We start from the raw sequence: 20149 nt of genomic DNA on the forward strand, positions 1-20149 counted from the left end.
AGCCGCCCACCTGGTACCCCCGCCCGGCCGCCTCCCCCTGGCCGCCCGCGGCGAGTCCGCCCGGGGCGGGCCCGCCCCGGCCGGCGTTGTTGATCAGCAGGTCGATGCCGCCGAGCAGGGCCGCGGCCTCCGCCACCGCGGCGTCGACGGACTCCTGGGAGGTGATGTCGCACGCGATGATCGGTATGTCGGAGCCGCCGGGGCGGGCGGTGGGGCGGGCGATGTCCAGGCCGACCACCCGCGCGCCCTGGGCGGTGAACCGCGCGCTCATCGCCCTGCCGAAGGTGCCCGCCGCGCCGGTGATCAGGATCCGGCGCCCGGCCAGCGCGCGCGCCGGGGACGGGCGCAGCTCGCGGTTCACGACGCGGAGGTACTGGTCGACGTCGATCCGCATGTGGGGCCTGCGCTGTCCCCAGCGCTCCCGCGCGGCGTCGAGTTCGGCCGAGGCGATCCGCCGCGCGCTCTCCGGATCGGGCAACCGATGGGCGCCGGTCCGTACGGCGGCCACGAGGCGGCCCTGCGCCTCGACGACGGGCAACGCCGAGCCGGTCGACTGCATCAGCCCGACGTAGCTGATCGAGTCGTCGCCGATGGGGAAGACATGGCGGTAGAGCAGCAGGCTCGCCGGGTCGGGCACCGTGTCCGCGTCGAGGAACGGGGTCACGGCCCGGTAACCGGTGCACCAGACGATGTGGTCCACCTCGTCCGCCCGCCCGTCGGCGAAGTGGACCCGGGAACCGTCCAGGCGCGTGATGCCCTGCCGCGCGAGAATCTCTCCTCTCGCGATCAGCCCGGGAACGGAGTCGCTGAGGGTCGGGTGGTCCTGGAGCACGCCCCGACGGGGGGCGGCCAGGCGCGGCCCGGCGGGTTTCCGGTCGGCGATCCTGAGCACCGCCTGGGAGACCACCTGGCGCACCCGCCAGGGGAGCAGGGCGGCGAGGGCGCCGTTGAGCTGGTCGGAGGGGCGGCCGAGCAGCCGTTTGGGCAGCACCCAGACACCGCGCCTGGCCGAGAGCAGCACGGTGGACGCGTGGCCGACGAGCTCGGCGGCGATGTCCATCGCGGAGTTGCCGGTGCCCACCACGAGCACCCGCCTGCCGGCCAGCTCGGCGGGGGTGACGTAGCCGTGCGCGTGTGACTCGGTGCCGCCGAACGTTCCCGGGTAGGGCGGTTCGGGGTGGCGGGGCTCGTGGTTGTGGCCGTTGGCCACCACGAGATGCTCCACCGTCTCGGTGTACGGCCCGTCGGGGCCGGTCAGCGCCAGTTCCCAGCCGTCGTCGGTACGCCGGGCCGATTCGAGCGTGGTGGCGAACCGGAAACTCTCGCCGACCCCGAAGTGCTCGGCGTACGACCGCAGGTACTCCAGCATCTGGGCGCGGGTCGGGTAGTCGGGCCACTCGGCGGGCATGGGGAAGTCGGAGAACTCCGTGCGCGGCTTGCTGGTGTTGAGGCGCAGGCCCTGGTAGGACGCGGTGCCCGCGTCCAGCCGCCACAGGCCGCCGAGGGAGGGGGCGCGCTCGATGCCGAGCACCGGCAGGCCGGCCTCGATGAGGGCCTTGGCCGCGGCTATGCCCGCGGCGCCGCCACCGATGACGGCGGTCACTCCCCGGCCCGGTTCCGCTGAGCTCATCCGCTGCCTCCCATATTCCATCGGATGATGGAATATTAGCCGTCCACGGCGCTCGCGCCAGGGGGTGCGTAGAGCCGGTCGACGAAACGGTGGGCGTAGGCGCGGAACTCGCGCCGCTCGCGGTCCGCGGTCACCGGGTCGCCCCCGCGGGCGGTCAGGGCGGCCAGGGAGGTCACGTGGCCGTGGGCCGCCCAGACCAGGCCGCGCACGGTGATGTGCGGCGTCGGCTCGACGAGGAGGCCGCGGGTGGCCGCCGCCAGCAGGGCCCGCTCGATCTCGCCGTAGATCGGCAGCGAGTACGCCTCGTCCAGCGACAGGTGGAGGCCGGGGTCCAGCCACCGGCGCAGCCACAGGAACGTGGTCTGGGGGTGGTCGTCGAGGAAGTCCGCGAACGCGTCCACCAGGTCGTGCATGGCGCGCACCACGTCGGCCGCCGGTCCGGAGCGCGCCGCGGCGAGGAGGGCGCGCACCGGCGGCGTGAGCGTCGCCCGCTCCAGCTCGAAGACGCGGGCGAAGCAGGCGTCGTACAGCGACGCCTTCGAGGGGAAGTGGTGGTGCACGCTGGAGACGTCGATTCCGACCCGGGCGGCGATGTCGCGCATGGAGGCGCCGTCGGCCCCGTGCCGGGCGAAGAGGTCGGTCGCCGCCGCGAGGATGCGGTCGGAGGTGGACGGCGCGGACCTGTCCCTGGGCGGGCGTCCCCGGCGGCGGGCCGGGGGCGCGGAGACGTCTTCCTCGCTCTTCCTCATGCCGGACAGTCTGGCCGCGATGCCCCTGCCCCGCAATCCATCGATGATTGGATTGGCAAGGAAGGCGGCGGGTGCAGGGAAACCGGAACTCGATCTTGTCCTGCGGTCCCGGCGAGGCACCCCTACAGTTGTGTGCCAATTGCCGGGCTCGGAGTTGATGGCGGGAGATCATGGGGGTTTGGGAAGGGGCGGCCGTGGTGCTCGCCGGGCGGTACCGGCTGGACGAGCTGATCGGCCGCGGCGGCACGGGCGAGGTCTGGCGCGGTTACGACCTGCGGCCGGGCTGGCCGGTGGCGGTCAAGATCCTGGCACCGCAGGTGGCCGACGCCGCGGTGCGCGAGAGGTTCGCCAGGGAGGCCAGGACCGCCGCGCGCGTCGTCCACCCCAACGTGGTGACCGTGCTCGACATGGGCGAGCACGAGGGCCGCCCGTACCTGGTGATGGAGTTGCTGACCGGCCGGGACCTCGCCGCCGAGCTGGCCGAGCGCGGGCCGCTGAGCGTGGCCGAGACGTGCCGCCTGGTGGGGCAGATCGCGCTCGGGCTGGACGCCGCGCACCAGGCCGGGGTCGTGCACCGCGACGTCAAACCGGCGAACCTGCATCTGGGCGCGGGCGGCGCGCTCAAGGTCGTCGACTTCGGCACGGCCAGGGTCGCGACCGAGGCCGCGATGCGGCTGACCTCGGTGGGCACCGTCATCGGCACGGCCGCCTACCTGTCGCCCGAGCAGATCCGCGGCGAGGCCGGAAACGCGGCCGCCGATCTGTATGCGCTCGGCTGCGTCTGCTACGAGCTGCTCTGCGGGCGGCCCCCGTTCGTCGGCACGGCGACGGAGGTGATCTCCCAGCACGTCGGCGCCCGGCCGGACCCGCCCGGCCGCCACCGGCCCGGCATCCCCGCGGAGCTGGAGAGGCTCGTCCTGGCGCTGCTGGAGAAGGATCCCGCCGCGCGGCCCACCGGGGGCGAGGTCGTCCGCCGGCTCCTGGCCGCGACGCCCCGCAGGGCGCCGCACGCGTCCGGACCCCCGGCGCAGACCTCCGTGCTGCCCTCTGTGCTGCCCTCTGTGCTGCCCTCGGGGCCTCCCGTCCCCGCGGGGAGGAACGGCCTGCCGGTGGAGACGTGGGCGGGGCGTGCGACGAGGTATCTGCGGGAGAGCCCGCCCGGCTTGTTCCTGGCGATCCTGCTGGGTGTGGTGGCCCTGCCGGTGCTGGTGGCCCTGTGGGTGTCGGCCTCGCCGGATCCGGCGGGACAGCGCACCGCGGCGTCATCCGCGATCACGTCGGAGGCGCCCTCGGAGGCGCCCTCCCCGGCGTCGTCCGCACCCGTGTCGCCGACCCCCGCCGTGTCGCCGACCCCCGCCGTGTCGCCGACCCCCGCCGTGTCGCCGACCCCCGCCGTGTCACCGACCCCCGCCGTCTCGCCGACCCTCGCCGTCTCGCCGAGCGCGTCCGCGACACCGGCCCCCGCGCCCAGCCGGACCGTGCCGGCGGCGGAAGGATGGCAGGCACGTCTGGCGGCCCTGGCGCAGGCGGTCACCGCGCAGGAGCTACAGGGGAAGATCGACCCCAAGACGGCCCGCAAGGTCCGCGAGCGGATCGCCAAACTCGCCGGGAAGCTCCAGGAGGGCGACAACGGGAGGGCCCGTGACGAACTGCGCAAGCTCGGCCGTGAACTGAGCGAGGCGCGGCGGAGGGGCAGGATCGCCTCCGACGGGCCGCTCGTCGACTTCCTCCGGACCTCGGGGCTCACCTTCCAGGTGGACGGCCAGGTGGACGGTCACCGGTCCGGGCCGCTTCATCACAGCAGCGACGACGATGACGACTAGTAGGGCTTGGTTAGGTGGGGATGGGCTGGACGTGTCTGGGTAACGTGCGGCGGCAGGTGGGGCAGATCCCGGCCCAGACCGGTCTTCAGCTCACGGTGATCGTGCTCGATGCGCCAGCAGATCTTGACCATACGCACCAGATGCCGTAGCGGCACCTCCGCCGCGAGGCGTGGACAGCCAATACTTGGCCGGCTCCGGTGGGGCCTTGGAGATGACCGGTGGACAGCGGGCTGAACTGGAGCGACTTGCTCGTTCGCACACCGCGCCGGCTCGGGAGGTGCGCCAGGCCAATGCGTTGCCGTGGGCCGCGGACGAGCCGCCCTCGGCCGGGTCACCAAATCCGCGACACACCACTGGCCGCGGTCAGGTGACGCGCATCAGAGTGTCGAGCAGATGACGGACGGCCGGGGTCGGCGGGCCAGGGGGGACGGCCAGCGAGGTGGTCAGCGTGAGCCCCGCCAGCGGGCGGATGGCGACCCGGGGGATCTCTGGCAGGCCGGTGACCTCGTAGAACACCGTCCACGACGGGGCGCCGACGCCGAGGTCGGACAGGGTCTCCTGGAAGGTCGTGAACGGCGGCCCGGCGGGCGGGGCGATCTCCGCCTCCCGGCAGGCGTCGGTGACCAGGTCCTGGAAGGGCGGGTTGTCCTCACGTGGGGCGAGCCGAGGGGGAGGTCCGCCAGGTCTTCGAGCCTGAGTTCCGCCGCGCGCGTCAGCCGGTGACCGGCGGGCAGCGCCGCGTACAGCGGGTCCGTCCAGATCGGGAGCAGTTCCAGGCCGGGCGCGTCGGCGAGCGCGCGGACGAGCGCCGCGTCGAATTCGCCGGAGCGCACGGCTGACAGACGGGCAGGCAGGGGGAGCCGGCGCGGGCGGACCTGGAGGCGCGGCGCGACGGCGGCCAGTTCGTTGAGCGCGCGGTAGATCCGGTCGCCGGGCCCCTGCACGATGCCCAGACGCAGGACCCCGTCTGTGCCCGCGCGGATGTCGGCGGCGACCTGCCGGGTGCGGTGCGCGGCGGCCAGGACCGCGCGCGCCTCGGGCAGCAGGCGCTCGCTCGCGCCGGACAGGCGCACGTGCCGGGTCGAACGGTCGAACAGCGAACGCCCAGCTCGCGTTCGAGCCTGCCGATCTGCTGGCTCACCGCGGGCGCGCTCGGCGCCAACCGGCTCACGCTGGGAGTGGGCCGCGACGGAGCCAAGCCGCACCACCACACGTTCTCCACCGAGTTGTTCTACGTCCTGGACGGAGTGATGGAGTTCCTCGTCGGTGAGGAGGTGGCGACCGTCTCCGAAGGCGGGCTCGTCGTCGTGCCGCCGCGCGTGCCGCACGCTTTCGGCGCGACGCCGGGGGCGGACGCAGAGCTGCTGTCCGTTCTGGCGCCAGGTGTCGAGCGTTTCGGCTATTTCCGGCAGTTGGCGCGGGTCCAGCACGGCCTGGCGCCCTTCGACAGCCTGCTGCCGGAGCAGGAACGCTACGACGTGCACTTCGTGGATGCCGTCGCCTGGCAGTCGCTGAGGAGCTCCCGATGACCGCCGCGCCCGTCGCCGGGATCGAACCCTCTTCCGGCCAGATCGGCCCGCTGTCGACCGCCATGCGGCTCGGCGGCCTGTTCGGCCCGGCCGTTTTCGGCGTCACGGCTGCCGCCGTGGCGTTACCCCAGGTCGCCGTGGCGCTGAACGCGGGCCCCGCCCAGGTCGCCTGGGTCCTCACCGCGCACGCGCTGGCGCTCGGCGTCGGCACCGCCGTCTTCGGACGGCTGGCCGACTCTCGGGGGGCGCGCACCACCTTGCTGTCTGGGCGCTGCCCCGCTCCCTATTCGCCGCGCTGCGCTACTACGCCCTCAACGGCACCGACCACCGCAGCCACCCCGAGCAGAACGCCGCCATCGCCGCCTATATCCGCTGGTACAACCGGCACGCCCGGCCCAAGGTCAGCTTCGCGGCCAGCTCCCCGATCCGCTCATGGACCAGTTACCCCGCCAAGGTTGCGTGACGCACCACTAGCCCCGTTTTCCGCACGTTCCGCATCGTTACAGGTCAGCAGCTATATCTGATCCAGTGCAGTGGGTAATCACCCCAGGTCAGGCGGGGTCATGTGCGGAATACAGGATTAGCCGAGGCTCCAATTGATTCACAAGTATTTGCAAGTCGTTCCCTAGCGCTGCTTTCTAGAGTCATCGTCGGCGTCCGCGTTCCGGAGGCCGGTGGAACGGGCCGGAGACCGGTGCACGTCGCAAAAGGACACGCCCGGTTTCAGAACGGTCCACGTACTCCGCAACCATCAGGAAGGAACATGATGAAAGAGGCTCCCAGCACAGAAATCAATGACATCAGCCCTGTCGGCACCGAGCTGGATGAAAGTGCCCTGTTCAAAATCAGCGGCGGCCAGATTCCTGACCGTTTCGTGACGCATGAGGACCCGCCGGGCATCTGCAGCAGCGACGCCACCGTTTGATGGTCGATGGTGCGGGGCGCCCCGCATTCCTCGCACGTGTCACACGTCGACGCTCTGAACTGGAGTGATACCCGTGCGATGTCTCGCACCTGTGCGATGAAGCTCGATGGCCGGGGGCCGACAAAGGAGGTCACCGGCCATCGATCGTCACTGCATGGCTCGATCGGTCCTCAGGGTGGGCGGCCCCGGTGGGCGGGACCGAGCGCGCTTCGGTGGCGGCGGTCGGGACCGGCCTCCAGGCCGCATGCCCGGCCGGCTGGCCACCGAAGCGCGCGGTGGCCCGTCTAAAACCGACAGACATCGTTGACACCTGGGTCTCCGGCTACTACGGAGATCATCTATGTCCAACCCGAACCCCCACTGGACCGTGAGGCCAAACGGCGCCTAGCGGTCATCCGTCACGTCGAAGAGGTCTCTGGCAATGTCGCGCTGACGACTGGTGCGACGCCCCGGAGCCCCGGGTACTTCCGAGGTATGACCGCAGAATCGAAGGATCCGCTGGCGGATCTCAATCCGTTCGACATATTCGACACCGAGGCCGCCCGCCTCGACCGCTTCTTCTCCGGGCTCGACGCGGAGGGCTGGCGGCGTCCCTCGCGGGCGGCGGGCTGGTCGGTCCGCGACGTGCTCGGGCACCTGGCGGGGGAGGAGCTGTACAACCACGCCTGTCTGGACGACGACCTCGACGGGTTCGTCGCGATGCTCGGGAACGAGGGTGTGGAGGGCGGTTTCAACGCCTTCAACGCCTGGTGCGTGGAACGCCGCCGTGACGTTCCGGTCGAGGAGGTGCTCCAGGAGTGGCGGCGCGAGAACGGGGAGACGCGCGAGCGGATGCGCGAACTCGGCCGCGACGCCCTGCTGCCGACCCTCGCGGGACCGTACCCGGTGGGGCTGCAGACCTTCCACTACGACTCGGAGTACGCCACCCACGCCGACGACGTCGGCGCGCCCGTCGCGGAGGACGAGGAGGACGAGCGGACCTGGTGGCGGGCGAGGGTGGGCGCGTTCGTGCTCGCCGAGCAGGGTTCGAAGGTCCAGGTCGAGCTGACCGCCGACGGGGTCTGGGTGCACGCCTACGACATGAGCGAGCAGCTGGGGCCCCCGGCGTTCGTGGCGGCGACCGTCGGCCGCCTGCCGGACGACCACCCCGTCGACCATCCTCTCGACCGCAGGCTCAGGGCCGCCCTGCGCTGTCTGGCCTGAGCTTTCGGCGCGCGTTCCCGCCGGGGCCTCAGTGGTCGTCCTGCCCCTGTCGCCCCTCGTCCCGGCCTCCGTTCCTGTCCTTGCGGCGCATCCGGTGCAGGGTGCCCGCCCGCGCGCGCTCCTCGGGGTGGGCGCGTACCCTGCGCAGGCTGAAGACGACGGTGACCAGCAGCACCAGGAAGATCACCAGCAGTGAGAGCGGGGTCGGGATCTCGGGGAAGGACGTGGAGACGTCCTCGTGCAGGAAGGCCAGGATGAGTTTCAGGCCGATGAAGCCGAGGATGACCGCCAGGCCGATCGACAGGTAGACCAGGCGCTCCAGCAGGCCCTCGATCAGGAAGTACAGGGCACGCAGCCCCAGCAGCGCGAAGGCGTTGGCGGCGAAGACGATGAGCGGGTGCGTGGTGACGCCGAAGACCGCAGGAATGGAGTCGAGGGCGAACAGCAGGTCGGTGCTTCCGATCGCGAGGAAGACCACGAACAGCGGGGTGACCATCCGTTTTCCGTCCTCGCGGACGACGAGCCTGCCGTCGTGCAGGTTCTCGGTGACCGGGAGCGCCTTCGAGACGAAGCGGATCAGGGGGTTGCTCTCGATGTCGGGCTCCTCGTTCCGGTGCCGGACGAGCTGGATCGCCGTCCAGATCAGCAGCAGGCCGAAGAGCAGGAATGTGAAGGAGAAGAGGCTGATGGCCGCCGCGCCGACCGCGATGAGGACGGCGCGCAGCACGAGGGCGGTGGCGATCCCGAAGAGCAGCACCTTCTGCTGGTTCTCCGGGGGCACGGAGAAGCGCGCCATGATGATGACGAAGACGAAGAGGTTGTCGACGGAGAGGCTCTTCTCCACCAGCCATCCGGCGAAGTACTCGGTCGCCAGCGCCGACCCGGCCAGCCACCACAGGACCAGGCCGAAGGCGATGGCCACGCCGATGTAGAAGACGCTCCAGGCGGTGGCCTCGCGCATGCCCACGGTGTGCGGCCGGCGCGCCGCCACCACGAAGTCGAGGACGAGCAGCGCTATCACCAGAACGACGACCGCGATCCACATGCCTATCGAATCGATCGCCATCCGTGTTCCCTCCAGCCGGTTGAGAATCCTCGCTTACCCTCAGGTAAGGGGGTCCACACCCGGAGGCCACCGGCCCGCGCGGCGGACGCGGGCGGGGGCGGGAAGCGCGGGGTCAGCGGGCCGAACCGGCCCGGCGCTTGGTCCAGACGTCCAGGGCCACGGCGGCGAGCAGGACCAGGCCCTTGAAGAGCATGACCCGCTCGCTGGGCGCGCCGATCAGGGACATGCCGTTGTTGATCACGGCCATGATGAGGCCGCCGGTGAGTGCGCCGACCACCTTGCCCACCCCGCCCTGGACCGCGGCGCCGCCGATGAAGGCGGCCGCGATGGCGTCCAGCTCGAAGCCGTTGCCCGCCGTCGGGCCGGCCTGGTTCAGTCGCCCGGCGAAGATGATCCCGGCGAGCGCGGCGAGCACCCCCATGTTGACGAAGATCCAGAAGGTGACGGACTTCACCTTGATGCCGGACAGGCTCGCGGCGTTCAGGTTGCCGCCGATGGCGTAGATGTGGCGGCCGAAGACCGCGCGGTTGGTCAGCAGCGTGTAGCCCAGCACCAGGATCGCCAGCAGCACCAGCACCCAGGGCAGGTTCTTGAACCTGGCGAGCTGCACGATGACCACCATCACCACCGCGGCGGCGGCGGCGATCCTCAGCAGGAACACCGGCAGCGCGTCGACCTGCTGCCGGTAGCCGAGCCGCGCCTGGCGGGCCCGCCACTGGGTGCCGGCGATCCCGGCCACCGCGGCCAGGCCGACGAGCAGCGTCAGCAGGTCGGCGCCGCCGAGCGGGCCGAGGCCGACGTTGCCGAAGAAACCGGGCACGAAGCCGTTGGCGAGGGTCCGCACCTCGTCGGGGAAGGGGCCGATGCCCTGGTTGCCGAGCACGGTCAGGGTCAGCGCCCTGAAGACCAGCATTCCGGCCAGGGTCACGATGAACGCCGGTATGCCGAAGTAGGCGATCCAGTAGCCCTGCCAGGCCCCGATCAGCGCGCCCGCGACCAGCGTGACCAGGATCGCCAGCGGCCAGGCCACGTCCATGTCGACCATCAGCACCGCCGCGATCGCGCCGGTGAGTCCCACCACCGAGCCCACCGAGAGGTCGATGTGACCGGCGATGATGATCAGGATCATGCCGATGGCCAGGATCAGGACGTAGGAGTTCTGCACCATGATGTTGGAGATGTTCTGCGGGCTGAGCAGCTCTCCGTCGGTCAGGACGGAGAACAGCACGATGATCAGCGCGAAGGCGATGTAGATGCCGCTCTGCCGCAGGTTGACGGAGAGGCGGCCGGCGGGCGCCTTGGCGGGTACCGCCGGAAGGCCGCCGCTCGATGGCGCTGTCTCACGGGTCGGGACCTTCATCGTGCCCTTACTCCTTTTCCTTGGTCATGAGCTGCATGAGCCGCTCAGGGGTGGCCTCGGCCCGGGAGACCTCACCGGTGATGCGGCCGGCGGACATGGCGTAGACGCGGTCGCAGACGCCGAGCAACTCGGGCAGCTCCGAGGAGATGACCAGGATGGCCCTGCCCTGGTCGGCTAGCTGGTTGATGATCGAGTAGATCTCGTACTTGGCGCCCACGTCGATGCCGCGGGTGGGCTCGTCGAGGATCAGCACGTCGGCGTCGGTGAAGATCCACTTCGACAGCACCACCTTCTGCTGGTTGCCGCCGCTGAGCTTTCCGGTGACCGACAGCACGCTGGGAGCCTTGATGTTCATGCTCTCCCGGAAGCCGTCGGCGACCTGGTACTCCTTGTTGTCGTCGACCCAGCCGCGCCTGGCCAGCTTCCTCAGCGCGGCGGCCGACACGTTCCGCTTGATGTCGTCGATCAGGTTGAGGCCGTACCGCTTGCGGTCCTCGGTGGCGTACGCGAGCCCGTGACCGATCGCCTCGCCGACCGTGCGGAGCTGGATCTCCCTGCCGTTCTTGTAGACGCGGCCGGAGACGCCGACCCCGTAACTCCGGCCGAACACGCTCATCGCCAGCTCGGTGCGGCCGGCGCCCATCAGGCCGGCCAGGCCGACGATCTCGCCGCGGCGCAGTGTCAGGTTGGCGCCGGAGACGACGACGCGGTCGTGCTGGGTGGGGCTGTGCACCGTCCAGTCCTCGATCCGCAGCGCCTCCTCGCCGATCTTCGGCTCGTGCGGCGGGAAGCGGTGTTCGAGGTCGCGGCCCACCATGCCGGCGATGATGCGCTCCTCGGTGACCTCCTCGCCGCTCATGTCCAGGGTCTCGATCGTCCGGCCATCACGCAGGATCGTGGTGGAGTCGGCGATGGCCTGGATCTCGTTCAGCTTGTGCGAGATGATCACCGAGGTGATGCCCTCCTCGCGCAGCCCGCGCAGCAGGTCGAGCAGGTGCGCGGAGTCCTCGTCGTTGAGCGAGGCGGTCGGCTCGTCGAGGATGAGCAGTTTGACCTGCTTGGACAGCGCTTTGGCGATCTCTACCAGCTGCTGCTTGCCGACCCCGATGTCCATCGAGCGTGTCACCGGGTTCTCGCGCAGCCCGACCCGCTCCAGCAGTTCGGCGGCCTCGGCGTTGGTCCGGTTCCAGTCGATCAGGCCGCGGCTGGTCCGCTCGTTGCCGAGGAAGATGTTCTCGGCGATGGAGAGGTACGGGCTGAGCGCCAGCTCCTGGTGAATGATCACGATGCCGTGCTTCTCGCTGTCCCTGATGTCGGAGAAGCGGCACGGCTCGCCGTCGAAGAAGATCTCGCCGTCGTACGAACCGTGCGGGTACACGCCGGACAGGACCTTCATCAGCGTCGACTTGCCGGCGCCGTTCTCCCCGCAGATCGCGTGTATCTCGCCCCTGCGTACCGCCAGGTTGACGTCCTGCAGGGCTTTGACGCCCGGGAACGTCTTGGTGATCCCGCGCATCCGGAGTATGTCGTCGGTCAAGCCGTCCGCCTCCTCGGCGTCTTCCGGGAGCCCCGCCACCCCCGCGGACGTTCGCGGGGGTGGCGCCGCTGCTCCTACTTGAGCTGGTCTTCGGTGTAGTAGCCGGAGTCGACGAGGACCTTCTTGTAGTTGTCCTTGTAGACGATCACGGGCTCCAGCAGGTTGGACGGGACGACCTTGTTGCCGTTGTCGTAGTCGGTGGTGTTGTTCACCTCGGGCTTGCCGCCCTTGAGCACCGCATCGGCCATCTCGACGGTGACGGCGGCCAGCTCACGGGTGTCCTTGTAGATCGTCGCGTACTGCTCACCCGCGATGATCGACTTGACCGAGGCGACCTCGCCGTCCTGGCCGGTCACGATCGGGTACGGCTGGCCGGCGGTGCCGTAGCCGCTGCTCTTCAGCGCCGACAGGATGCCGATGGACAGACCGTCGTACGGGGAGAGCACGCCGTCGACCAAGGTGTCGCCGGAGTAGGACTTGGTGATCAGGTCCTCCATCCGCTTCTGCGCGGTGGCCGGGTCCCAGCGCAGGATCGCGACGGTCTTGAAGTCGGTCTGGCCGCTCTTGACGACCAGGGTGCCGGCGTCGATGTACGGCTTCAGCGTCTCCATCGCGCCGTTGTAGAAGAAGGTGGCGTTGTTGTCGTCCGGCGAGCCGGCGAAGATCTCGATGTTGAACGGGCCCTTGGCATCGCCGTCGGAGCCGTCCTCCTTCTTCAGCTTCAGGCCGACCAGCAGCGAGGTCGCCTGCTGCACGCCCACCTTGAAGTTGTCGAAGGTGGCGTAGTAGTCGACGTTCGGCGAGTTGCGGATGAGCCGGTCGTAGGCGATCACCGGGATCTTCTTGTCGGCCGCCTGCTGGAGCTGCGTGGTGATGGCGGTGCCGTCGATCGAGGCGATGATCAGCAGCTTGGCGCCCTTGGTGATCTGGTTCTCGATCTGGTTGACCTGCGTGGGGATGTCGTTCTCCGCGTACTGCAGGTCGACCTTGTAGCCCAGCTTCTCCAGGGCGCTCTTGACGTTGTCGCCGTCGTGGATCCAGCGCTCGGAGGACTTGGTCGGCATCGTGACGCCGACCAGGGTGTCGGCGGGCGCCGCGGAGGCGGCCTCCGAGGCGCCCTGGTCGACGGTCTTGACGCTTGAGCCACAGGCCGTCACTCCCATGGCGAGAGCCAGGCTCACCGAGAAGGTGACCAGCTTCGCGAACTTCATCGAATACCTCCAGTGTGGGGGTCCGGGGTCCTGGCCGGGGGGAGGGCCGCGGGAGGGATGGGAGGCGGCGCGTCCCGAGAGCGGCGGGTGCTCGGGTGGCGAGTGCCGCCACCGGGGCGCGTTCCTTCGGGGCCGTGCCCGCGGCGATGCGGGAGCGAGCCGTGACCCGGCTCGCTCCACCGTCCGTGAACAGGTCCGTGAACAGGTCCCTGAACAGGGTCCTGAGCAATTCCGTGAGCGTTTTCTTGAGCGTTTTCGTAAGTGTTTTTGTGAGCGTTCACAACAGCGGCGCGGGACACCGTGGGGATCCGGCCGGCTGTGTGACGAGACATCAAATGCCGGAGTCGGCCGGCTGTCAACCCCCGGGTGGTCAGAAGTCCTCGCGTCATGAAGACCTTCCCGGAGGATATGTGAGCGTTAACAACGGGGTATGGGACAGTTAAGGGCGTGATGACGGTGCCGTCAAGTAGGCGTTAACGAATGGTTCCCGTGTAACCAGACTGCAATGTGGCGGGTGCTTGACGCGAGGTGTTGTTAGCGCTCACAGTCTGTGCCAAGCCACCAGAAGGAGCCGACCGTGAGCCCGAGCCACGAGCGCCGCCCGCCGGTGATGGCGGATGTCGCCACGAAGGCCGGCGTGTCGCACCAGACGGTCTCACGCGTGCTCAACGACCACCCCAACGTCCGTGCCGAGACCCGCGCCCGGGTGCTGGCGGCGATCCACGAGCTCGGCTACCGGCGCAACATGGTGGCCCGTGCCCTGGTCACGAGGCATACCCGCACCCTCGGCGTGGTCAGCTTCGACACGACCCTGTACGGGCCGGCGAGCACCGTGTACGGCATCGAGCAGGCCGCCAGGTCCGCGGGTTACTTCGTCAGCATGGTCAGCCTCAAGACCATCGACACCGCGGGAGTGCGCGACGCGCTCGGCTACCTGGCCGAGCAGGGCGTCGACGGCATCGTGGTGGTCGCGCCGCAGCGCTCGGCCGCCCCGGCGCTGGCCGACGTGCCCACCGACATCCCGGTGGTGGCCGTCGAGGGCGGCCACTCCGGCGACGTGTCGGTGGTCAGTGTCGACCAGGTCCACGGTGCCCGGCTGGCCACCAGGCACCTGCTCGACCTCGGCCACGAGACCGTCTGGCACATCGGCGGCCCGCCGGACTGGCTGGAGGTCGAGGGGCGGATCGAGGGGTGGCGCGACGTGCTGGCCGCCGCGGGCCGTCCGATCCCCGAACCGCTGCCCGGTGACTGGAGCCCGCGCTCCGGCTACCAGGCGGGTCTGCGCCTGGCGGCGGTGCCGGGCATCACCGCGGTGTTCGTCGCCAACGACCAGATGGCGCTCGGCGCGCTGCGCGCCTTCGCCGAGCTGGGAGTGCGGGTGCCCGAGCAGATCAGCATCGTGGGGTTCGACGACATCCCGGAGTCGGAGTTCTTCACCCCGCCGCTCACCACGGTCAGGCAGGACTTCGGGGCGGTCGGGAGATGGAGCATCGAACTGCTGCTCAGGCAGATGGAGGCGGGCGCGGAATGGTCCCACGAGCGGCATGTCGTTCCGCCGAGGTTCGTGGCCAGGGCCAGCACCGCACCGGTCCACACGTGACGCGAACAGGCCCGCCCGTTGATGTTAGCGCTAACGGTCAGGCGGGTCCCGGCGAACCCCACCGACCCCGGACGCCCGGCCGACGGGATGGCGGGCGTCGGCCCGTACGAAGACGATCCTCACGCGGGAGCGGGCCGGAAAGGCGCCCACCCGCCGCAACTGACCTGGCGGGCCGCCTCGCGGGCGGCCCGTCTCCTGGGAGGAAAGGGAGCCGCATGGCCGCACCCGACCCGATCCTGCGGATGATCGGGATCAGCAAGGAGTTCCCCGGCGTCAAGGCGTTGACCGGCGTGGACTTCAGACTCCTGCCGGGGGAGGTGCACGCGCTGATGGGAGAGAACGGGGCGGGGAAGTCGACGCTCATCAAGGTGCTCACCGGCGTGTACGACGTCGACGCGGGCCGGATCGAGCTGGCCGGCGCGCCGGTCGCCTTCGCCGGCCCCCTGGCGGCGCAGCGGGCCGGGATCAGCACGGTCTACCAGGAGCTCAACCTCTGTGCGAACCTCTCGGTGGCCGAGAACATCTTCATCGGGCGCGAGCCACGACGCTTCGGCCGCATCCGGTGGGGTGAGACGCGCCGGCGCGCGGCCGAGCTGCTCGCCAGGCTCGACCTCGACCTGGACGTCTCGGCACCGCTGTCCTCGTACTCGCCGGCCGTGCAGCAGATGGTGGCCATCGCGCGGGCCGTCGACATCTCCGCGAGCGTGCTCATCCTCGACGAGCCGACCTCCAGCCTGGACGCGGGGGAGGTCGCGCAGCTCTTCCGGGTGATGCGGCGGCTCAAGGACGAGGGGATCGCCATCCTCTTCGTCTCGCACTTCCTCGACCAGGTCTACGAGATCGCCGACCGGATGACGATCCTGCGCAACGGCCGGCTGGTCGGCGAGCACCTCACCGCCGAGCTGAGCCAGGTCGAGCTGGTCGGCAAGATGATCGGCAACGAGCTCGCCGACCTGGAACGGCTCGACGAGAAGCCCAAGGACCTGGCGCGGACCGGCGACGTGGTCATCGAGGCGAGGGAACTCGGCAGGGCGGGGGCGGTGCAGCCGTTCACGCTCTCCATCCACCAGGGCGAGGTGGTGGGCCTGGCCGGGCTGCTCGGCTCCGGCCGCACCGAGATCGCCCGCCTGCTCTTCGGCGCGGACCACGCGGGAACCGGAGAGGTGGCGATCGACGGTACACCGGTCTCGCTGCGCACCCCGCGCGCCGCGACCGCCAGGGGAGTCGCCTTCTGCCCGGAGAACCGGCGGACCGAGGGCCTGATCGCCGACCTCACCGTACGGGAGAACATCGTGCTGGCCCTGGCGGCGGCGCGTGGCTGGGCCAGGCCCATACCGCGCCGCCGCCAGGACGAGCTGGTGGAGAAGTACATCGGCGCGCTGCGCATCAACCCTCCCAACCCCGAACAACTCGTGCGCAACCTCAGCGGCGGCAACCAGCAGAAGGTGCTGCTGGCCCGCTGGCTCATCGTCGAGCCGCGGCTGCTCATCCTGGACGAGCCGACCCGCGGCATCGACGTCGGGGCCAAGGCCGAGATCCAGCGCCTGGTCGTCTCCCTGTCCGACGGGGGCATGGCCGTGCTGTTCATCTCCGCCGAACTGGAGGAGGTGCTCCGTCTCAGCCACCGGGTCGGCGTGCTGCGCGACCGGCACCTGGTGGCGCAGCTGCCCAACGACGACGACCTCACGGTCGACGTCCTCATGGAGACGATCGCCAGCGGAGCCCGCCCATGAACCGTCTTGCCAGGCACCGCCTGCTGTGGCCGGTGCTCGTTCTCGTCCTGCTGCTGGCGACCAACGTCGCGTTCACCGACGGCTTCCTGTCGGTGCAGATGAAGGACGGCCACCTCTACGGCAGCCTCATCGACATCATCCGCTTCGGCGCGCCGCTGATCCTGGTGGCGGTCGGCATGACACTGGTCATCGCCACCGGCGGCATCGACCTGTCCGTGGGATCGGTGGTGGCCATCTCCGGAGCGCTCGCCTGCCTGTGGATCAGCGAGCTGGACGACCAGAACGCGGTGGGCGGCGTCCTCGCGGCGATCGGCCTGGCGCTGGCGCTCTCCCTGGTGCTGGGGGTGTGGAACGGGTTCCTCGTCGCCGGGATCGGCATCCAGCCGATCATCGCGACGCTGATCCTCATGGTCGCCGGGCGAGGGCTGGCCCAGCTGGTCACCGACGGCCAGATCATCACCGTCAACAGCGTGCCGTACAAGCTGGTGGGCGGCGGCTACTGGCTCACCGTGCCCTTCTGCATCCTCGTCGTGCTGGTCGTGCTCGCGGTGACCGCCTTCCTCACCCGGCGCCTCGCCCTCGGCCTGCTCATCGAGTCGGTCGGCGGGAACGCCGAGGCCAGCCGCCTGGCGGGCATCCGTTCCCGGGGGCTGACCATCGTGGTCTACGCGTTCTGCGGCCTGTGCGCCGGCATCGCGGGGCTGATGATCAGCTCCAACGTGTCCAGCGCCGACGGCAACAACGCCGGGCTCTGGATCGAGCTCGACGCGATCCTCGCGGTCGTGATCGGCGGCACCTCGCTCGCGGGCGGCCGGTTCTCGCTCGGCGGCACCGTGCTCGGCGCGCTCATCATCCAGACGCTGACCACCACGATCTACTCGATCGGCGTGCCGCCGGAGACGACGCTGCTCTTCAAGGCGCTCGTCGTCACCCTGGTCTGCCTGCTGCAGTCACCGACCTTCAGGGAGAAGGTGTTCCACCGCCGGGGACGCGGCGCCCCACCAGCGTCCACCGGCGCCGACACGAAGGTGAGGGTCACGGTATGACCAGCCTGGGCGTGCTTTCGCCGAACCGGTCGATACCCCGCAAGTACCTGCCGGTCCTGGTGACCGGCGGGCTGTTCCTCGCGATGTTCGTGGCCGGCGGTATCCGCTACGAGGGTTTCGCCTCCGGGCAGGTGGTGCTCAACGTCTTCATCGACAACGCGTTCCTGCTGGTCGTGGCGGTCGGCATGACGTTCGTGATCCTCACCGGCGGCATCGACCTGTCGGTGGGGGCGGTGGTCGCGCTCGCCACGATGATCTCGGCGAGCCTGGTGACGGACGGCGGCTGGCCGCCCATGCTGGTGATCCCGCTGGTGCTGGCGGTCGGCGCGGTGCTCGGCCTCGCCATGGGCTGCGTGATCCACTACTTCGACATCCAGCCCTTCATCGTGACGCTGGCCGGCATGTTCCTGGCCAGGGGGCTCTGCTACACCATCGGCACCGACTCGATCTCGATCACCGACCCGACGTACACCGGCCTCGCCCAGGCCAGGATCGACCTGCCGGGCGGCGCGTTCGTCTCGCCGAGCGTGCTCGTCGCCGTCGTGGTGATCCTCGCCGGGGCGTACGTGCTGCACTACACCCGGCTGGGCCGCAACGTCTACGCGACCGGCGGCGGCGAGCAGTCGGCGCTGCTCATGGGCCTGCCGGTGGCCAGGACGAAGATCGCGGTCTACACGATCAGCGGTTTCTGCTCCGCGCTGGGCGGCGTGCTGCTCTCCTTCTACATGCTGTCGGGCTACGGGCTGCACGCGGTCGGCATGGAACTGGACGCGATCGCCGCGGTCGTGATCGGCGGCACGCTGCTGACCGGGGGGTACGGCTACCTGCTCGGCACCGTGCTCGGCGTGCTCGTCCTCGGGCTGATCCAGACGATCATCAGCTTCGAGGGGACCCTCAGCTCCTGGTGGACCAAGATCTTCATCGGCCTGCTGCTCTTCGCCTTCATCCTGCTGCAACGCCTCGGTGCGGCACGACGCACCTGAACCCCCGGCTCCGGCGCGGGGATCCGCGCCGGAGTTCTCCGCTGTCGAGGTCCTGGAGATTGTGTGAACGCTAACAATGACCGCTACGTGGTCGGAGTCGACTTCGGCACGCTGTCCGGCCGCGCCGTGGTGGTGCGGGTGAGCGACGGCGCCGAGGTCGGCACGGCCGTGCACGAGTACGCGCACCGGGTGATCGAGGAACGGCTGCCCGGCAGTGCCGTGCGGCTGGGCCCCGACTGGGCGCTGCAGTCGCCCGAGGACTGGCGGCAGGTGCTGCGCGTGGCGGTGCCCGGGGCGGTGGCGGCGGCCGGGATCTCCCCGTCGAAGGTCATCGGCCTGGGCACCGACTTCACCGCCTGCACCGTGCTGCCCGCCACCGCGGACGGCACCCCGCTCTGCGAGGTCGACGGGCTCGCGGAGCGCCCGCACGCGTGGCCGAAGCTGTGGAAGCACCACGCGGCGCAGCCGCACGCCGACCGGATCAACGCCGTCGCCGCCCGCAGGAAGGAGGCGTGGCTGTCCCGCTACGGCGGGAAGATCTCCGCGGAGTGGGCGTTCGCCAAGGGTCTGCAGGTCCTGGAGGAGGACCCAGAGGTCTACGGCCGCGCCGAGCGCTGGATCGAGGCCGCCGACTGGATCGTCTGGCAGCTCACCGGCGTGGAGACCCGCAACGTGTGCGCCGCCGGGTACAAGGCCATCCATACCGACGGCGGCTACCCCTCGGCGGAGTTCCTGGCCGAACTCAACCCGGCCTTCGCCGGTTTCACCGCCAAGCTCGGTCAGGAGCTGTCGCCCCTCGGTGGTCTCGCGGGCCGGCTGGACGCCCGCGCCGCGGCCTGGACCGGGCTGCCCGAGGGGATCGCGATCTCGGTCGGCAACGTGGACGCCCACGTCACGGCCGCCGCCGCGGACGCCGTGCGGCCCGGTCAGATGGTCGCCATCATGGGCACCTCCACCTGCCACATCATGCCCTCCGACACGCTGGCGGAGGTGCCCGGCATGTGCGGTGTGGTGCGCGACGGGATCGTGCCGGGGCTGTGGGGATACGAGGCGGGCCAGTCGGGTGTCGGCGACATCTTCGGCTGGTTCGTGGAGACCTCGGTGCCCGGCTCCTACGAGCGGGAGGCCGAACAACGCGGGCTCACCGCGCACGAGTACCTCACCGAACTCGCCGCCGCGCAGCGGGTCGGGCAGCACGGCCTGGTGGCGCTCGACTGGCACAACGGCAACCGTTCGGTGCTGGTCGACCACGACCTCTCGGCCGTCGTCGTCGGCCAGACCCTCGCGACGAGACCCGAGGACACCTACCGGGCGCTGATCGAGGCCACCGCGTTCGGCGCCCGCGTGATCGTGGAGACCTTCGAGGACTCCGGGGTGCCGGTGACCGAGTTCGTCGCCGCGGGTGGCCTGATCAAGAACCGGTTCCTGATGCAGGTCTACGCCGACGTGCTGCGCCGCCCGATCTCGGTGATCGGCTCGGAGCAGGGGTGCGCCCTGGGGTCGGCCATCCACGCCGCGGTCGCCGCCGGGGCCTATCCGGACATCACCGCGGCCTCGGCCGCGATGGGCAGGCGCGCCGAGGCCGTCCACCTGCCCGACGCCGGGCGCGCCGACGCCTACGACCGGCTGTACGCCGACTACCGCCGCCTGCACGACCACTTCGCCGACGGGGAGATGCTGCACGGCCTGCGGGCCCTGCGTAACGAGGCGAGCAGATCAGAGAAGGAGGACGTGTGACCGGACTACCACGAGTG

General features: G+C 70.3%; 17 protein-coding genes. 9 read left to right on the forward strand and 8 right to left on the reverse strand.

Annotation, left to right across the window (positions count from 1 at the left end):
- Both AB0J58_RS38395 and AB0J58_RS38400 read right to left on the reverse strand, forming a co-directional pair.
- Window positions 1-1630: SDR family NAD(P)-dependent oxidoreductase (locus AB0J58_RS38395; protein ID WP_364225128.1), on the reverse strand; the 1630-nt coding region annotated here is incomplete at its 3' end.
- Between the two features lie 35 nt (window positions 1631-1665).
- On the reverse strand, window positions 1666-2379 hold the full coding sequence (locus AB0J58_RS38400; RefSeq protein WP_364225130.1) for a TetR/AcrR family transcriptional regulator: 714 nt from the start codon (window positions 2377-2379) through the stop codon (window positions 1666-1668).
- Between the two features lie 170 nt (window positions 2380-2549).
- Here AB0J58_RS38400 and AB0J58_RS38405 point away from each other — a divergent pair, with 170 nt between their 5' ends.
- Entirely contained in the window at window positions 2550-4202 is a 1653-nt protein-coding gene (locus tag AB0J58_RS38405) for a protein kinase (RefSeq protein ID WP_364225132.1), read from the forward strand.
- Window positions 4203-4565: 363 nt separating this feature from the next.
- Here AB0J58_RS38405 and AB0J58_RS38410 read toward each other — a convergent pair whose 3' ends face one another.
- Together AB0J58_RS38410 and AB0J58_RS38415 are read right to left on the reverse strand one after the other, a co-directional pair.
- Window positions 4566-4718, reverse strand: a complete 153-nt coding sequence (locus tag AB0J58_RS38410; RefSeq protein WP_364225182.1) for a hypothetical protein — start codon at window positions 4716-4718, stop codon at window positions 4566-4568.
- Window positions 4646-5275 (reverse strand): LysR substrate-binding domain-containing protein, encoded by a 630-nt coding sequence (locus AB0J58_RS38415; RefSeq protein WP_364225134.1) that lies wholly within the window; start codon window positions 5273-5275, stop codon window positions 4646-4648. Before AB0J58_RS38415 ends, AB0J58_RS38410 begins: the two co-directional genes overlap by 73 nt.
- On the opposite strand from AB0J58_RS38415, the gene AB0J58_RS38420 reads away from it, so the two are divergent.
- The 3 genes from AB0J58_RS38420 (at window position 5276) to AB0J58_RS38430 (ending at window position 7859) form a co-directional block, all read left to right on the forward strand.
- Window positions 5276-5731 (forward strand): cupin domain-containing protein, encoded by a 456-nt coding sequence (locus tag AB0J58_RS38420; protein ID WP_364225136.1) that lies wholly within the window; start codon window positions 5276-5278, stop codon window positions 5729-5731.
- A 763-nt stretch (window positions 5732-6494) separates the two neighbouring features.
- Window positions 6495-6656 carry a hypothetical protein gene (locus tag AB0J58_RS38425; protein ID WP_364225138.1) on the forward strand — a complete coding sequence of 54 codons (162 nt, stop codon included), beginning with the start codon at window positions 6495-6497 and terminating at the stop codon, window positions 6654-6656.
- A 474-nt stretch (window positions 6657-7130) separates the two neighbouring features.
- A complete protein-coding gene (locus tag AB0J58_RS38430; protein ID WP_364225140.1) occupies window positions 7131-7859 on the forward strand; it encodes a maleylpyruvate isomerase family mycothiol-dependent enzyme in 729 nt (242 codons plus the stop codon).
- Between the two features lie 28 nt (window positions 7860-7887).
- Here AB0J58_RS38430 and AB0J58_RS38435 read toward each other — a convergent pair whose 3' ends face one another.
- The 4 genes from AB0J58_RS38435 to chvE all read right to left on the reverse strand — a co-directional run bounded on the left by AB0J58_RS38435 (window position 7888) and on the right by chvE (window position 13033).
- Complete coding sequence (locus AB0J58_RS38435; protein ID WP_364225143.1) at window positions 7888-8925, reverse strand: TerC/Alx family metal homeostasis membrane protein; 1038 nt, start codon at window positions 8923-8925, stop codon at window positions 7888-7890.
- A gap of 112 nt (window positions 8926-9037) precedes the next feature.
- The gene (mmsB, locus tag AB0J58_RS38440) at window positions 9038-10285 is read right to left on the reverse strand and encodes a multiple monosaccharide ABC transporter permease (RefSeq protein WP_364225146.1); all 1248 of its coding nucleotides are present in this window, start codon (window positions 10283-10285) and stop codon (window positions 9038-9040) included.
- Between the two features lie 7 nt (window positions 10286-10292).
- Window positions 10293-11801, reverse strand: a complete 1509-nt coding sequence (mmsA, locus tag AB0J58_RS38445; protein WP_364225176.1) for a multiple monosaccharide ABC transporter ATP-binding protein — start codon at window positions 11799-11801, stop codon at window positions 10293-10295.
- A 95-nt stretch (window positions 11802-11896) separates the two neighbouring features.
- Window positions 11897-13033, reverse strand: coding sequence for a multiple monosaccharide ABC transporter substrate-binding protein (chvE, locus tag AB0J58_RS38450; RefSeq protein WP_343964631.1), 1137 nt, complete (start codon window positions 13031-13033; stop codon window positions 11897-11899).
- A gap of 610 nt (window positions 13034-13643) precedes the next feature.
- Here chvE and AB0J58_RS38455 point away from each other — a divergent pair.
- From AB0J58_RS38455 to araB, 5 genes are all read left to right on the forward strand, one after another.
- Window positions 13644-14633, forward strand: coding sequence for a LacI family DNA-binding transcriptional regulator (locus AB0J58_RS38455; RefSeq protein WP_364225179.1), 990 nt, complete (start codon window positions 13644-13646; stop codon window positions 14631-14633).
- Window positions 14634-14848: 215 nt separating this feature from the next.
- On the forward strand, window positions 14849-16366 hold the full coding sequence (locus tag AB0J58_RS38460) for a sugar ABC transporter ATP-binding protein (protein ID WP_364225150.1): 1518 nt from the start codon (window positions 14849-14851) through the stop codon (window positions 16364-16366).
- Window positions 16363-17412, forward strand: coding sequence for an ABC transporter permease (locus AB0J58_RS38465; protein WP_364225153.1), 1050 nt, complete (start codon window positions 16363-16365; stop codon window positions 17410-17412). Before AB0J58_RS38460 ends, AB0J58_RS38465 begins: the two co-directional genes overlap by 4 nt.
- Window positions 17409-18395 carry a galactofuranose ABC transporter, permease protein YjfF gene (gene yjfF / locus AB0J58_RS38470; RefSeq protein ID WP_364225155.1) on the forward strand — a complete coding sequence of 329 codons (987 nt, stop codon included), beginning with the start codon at window positions 17409-17411 and terminating at the stop codon, window positions 18393-18395. Before AB0J58_RS38465 ends, yjfF begins: the two co-directional genes overlap by 4 nt.
- Window positions 18396-18458: 63 nt before the next feature.
- On the forward strand, window positions 18459-20132 hold the full coding sequence (gene araB, locus AB0J58_RS38475; RefSeq protein WP_364225158.1) for a ribulokinase: 1674 nt from the start codon (window positions 18459-18461) through the stop codon (window positions 20130-20132).
- Window positions 20133-20149 lie beyond the last annotated feature (17 nt).

The sequence above is a fragment of the Streptosporangium sp. NPDC049644 genome (genome assembly GCF_040675205.1).
GTDB lineage: Bacteria > Actinomycetota > Actinomycetes > Streptosporangiales > Streptosporangiaceae > Streptosporangium > Streptosporangium fukuiense.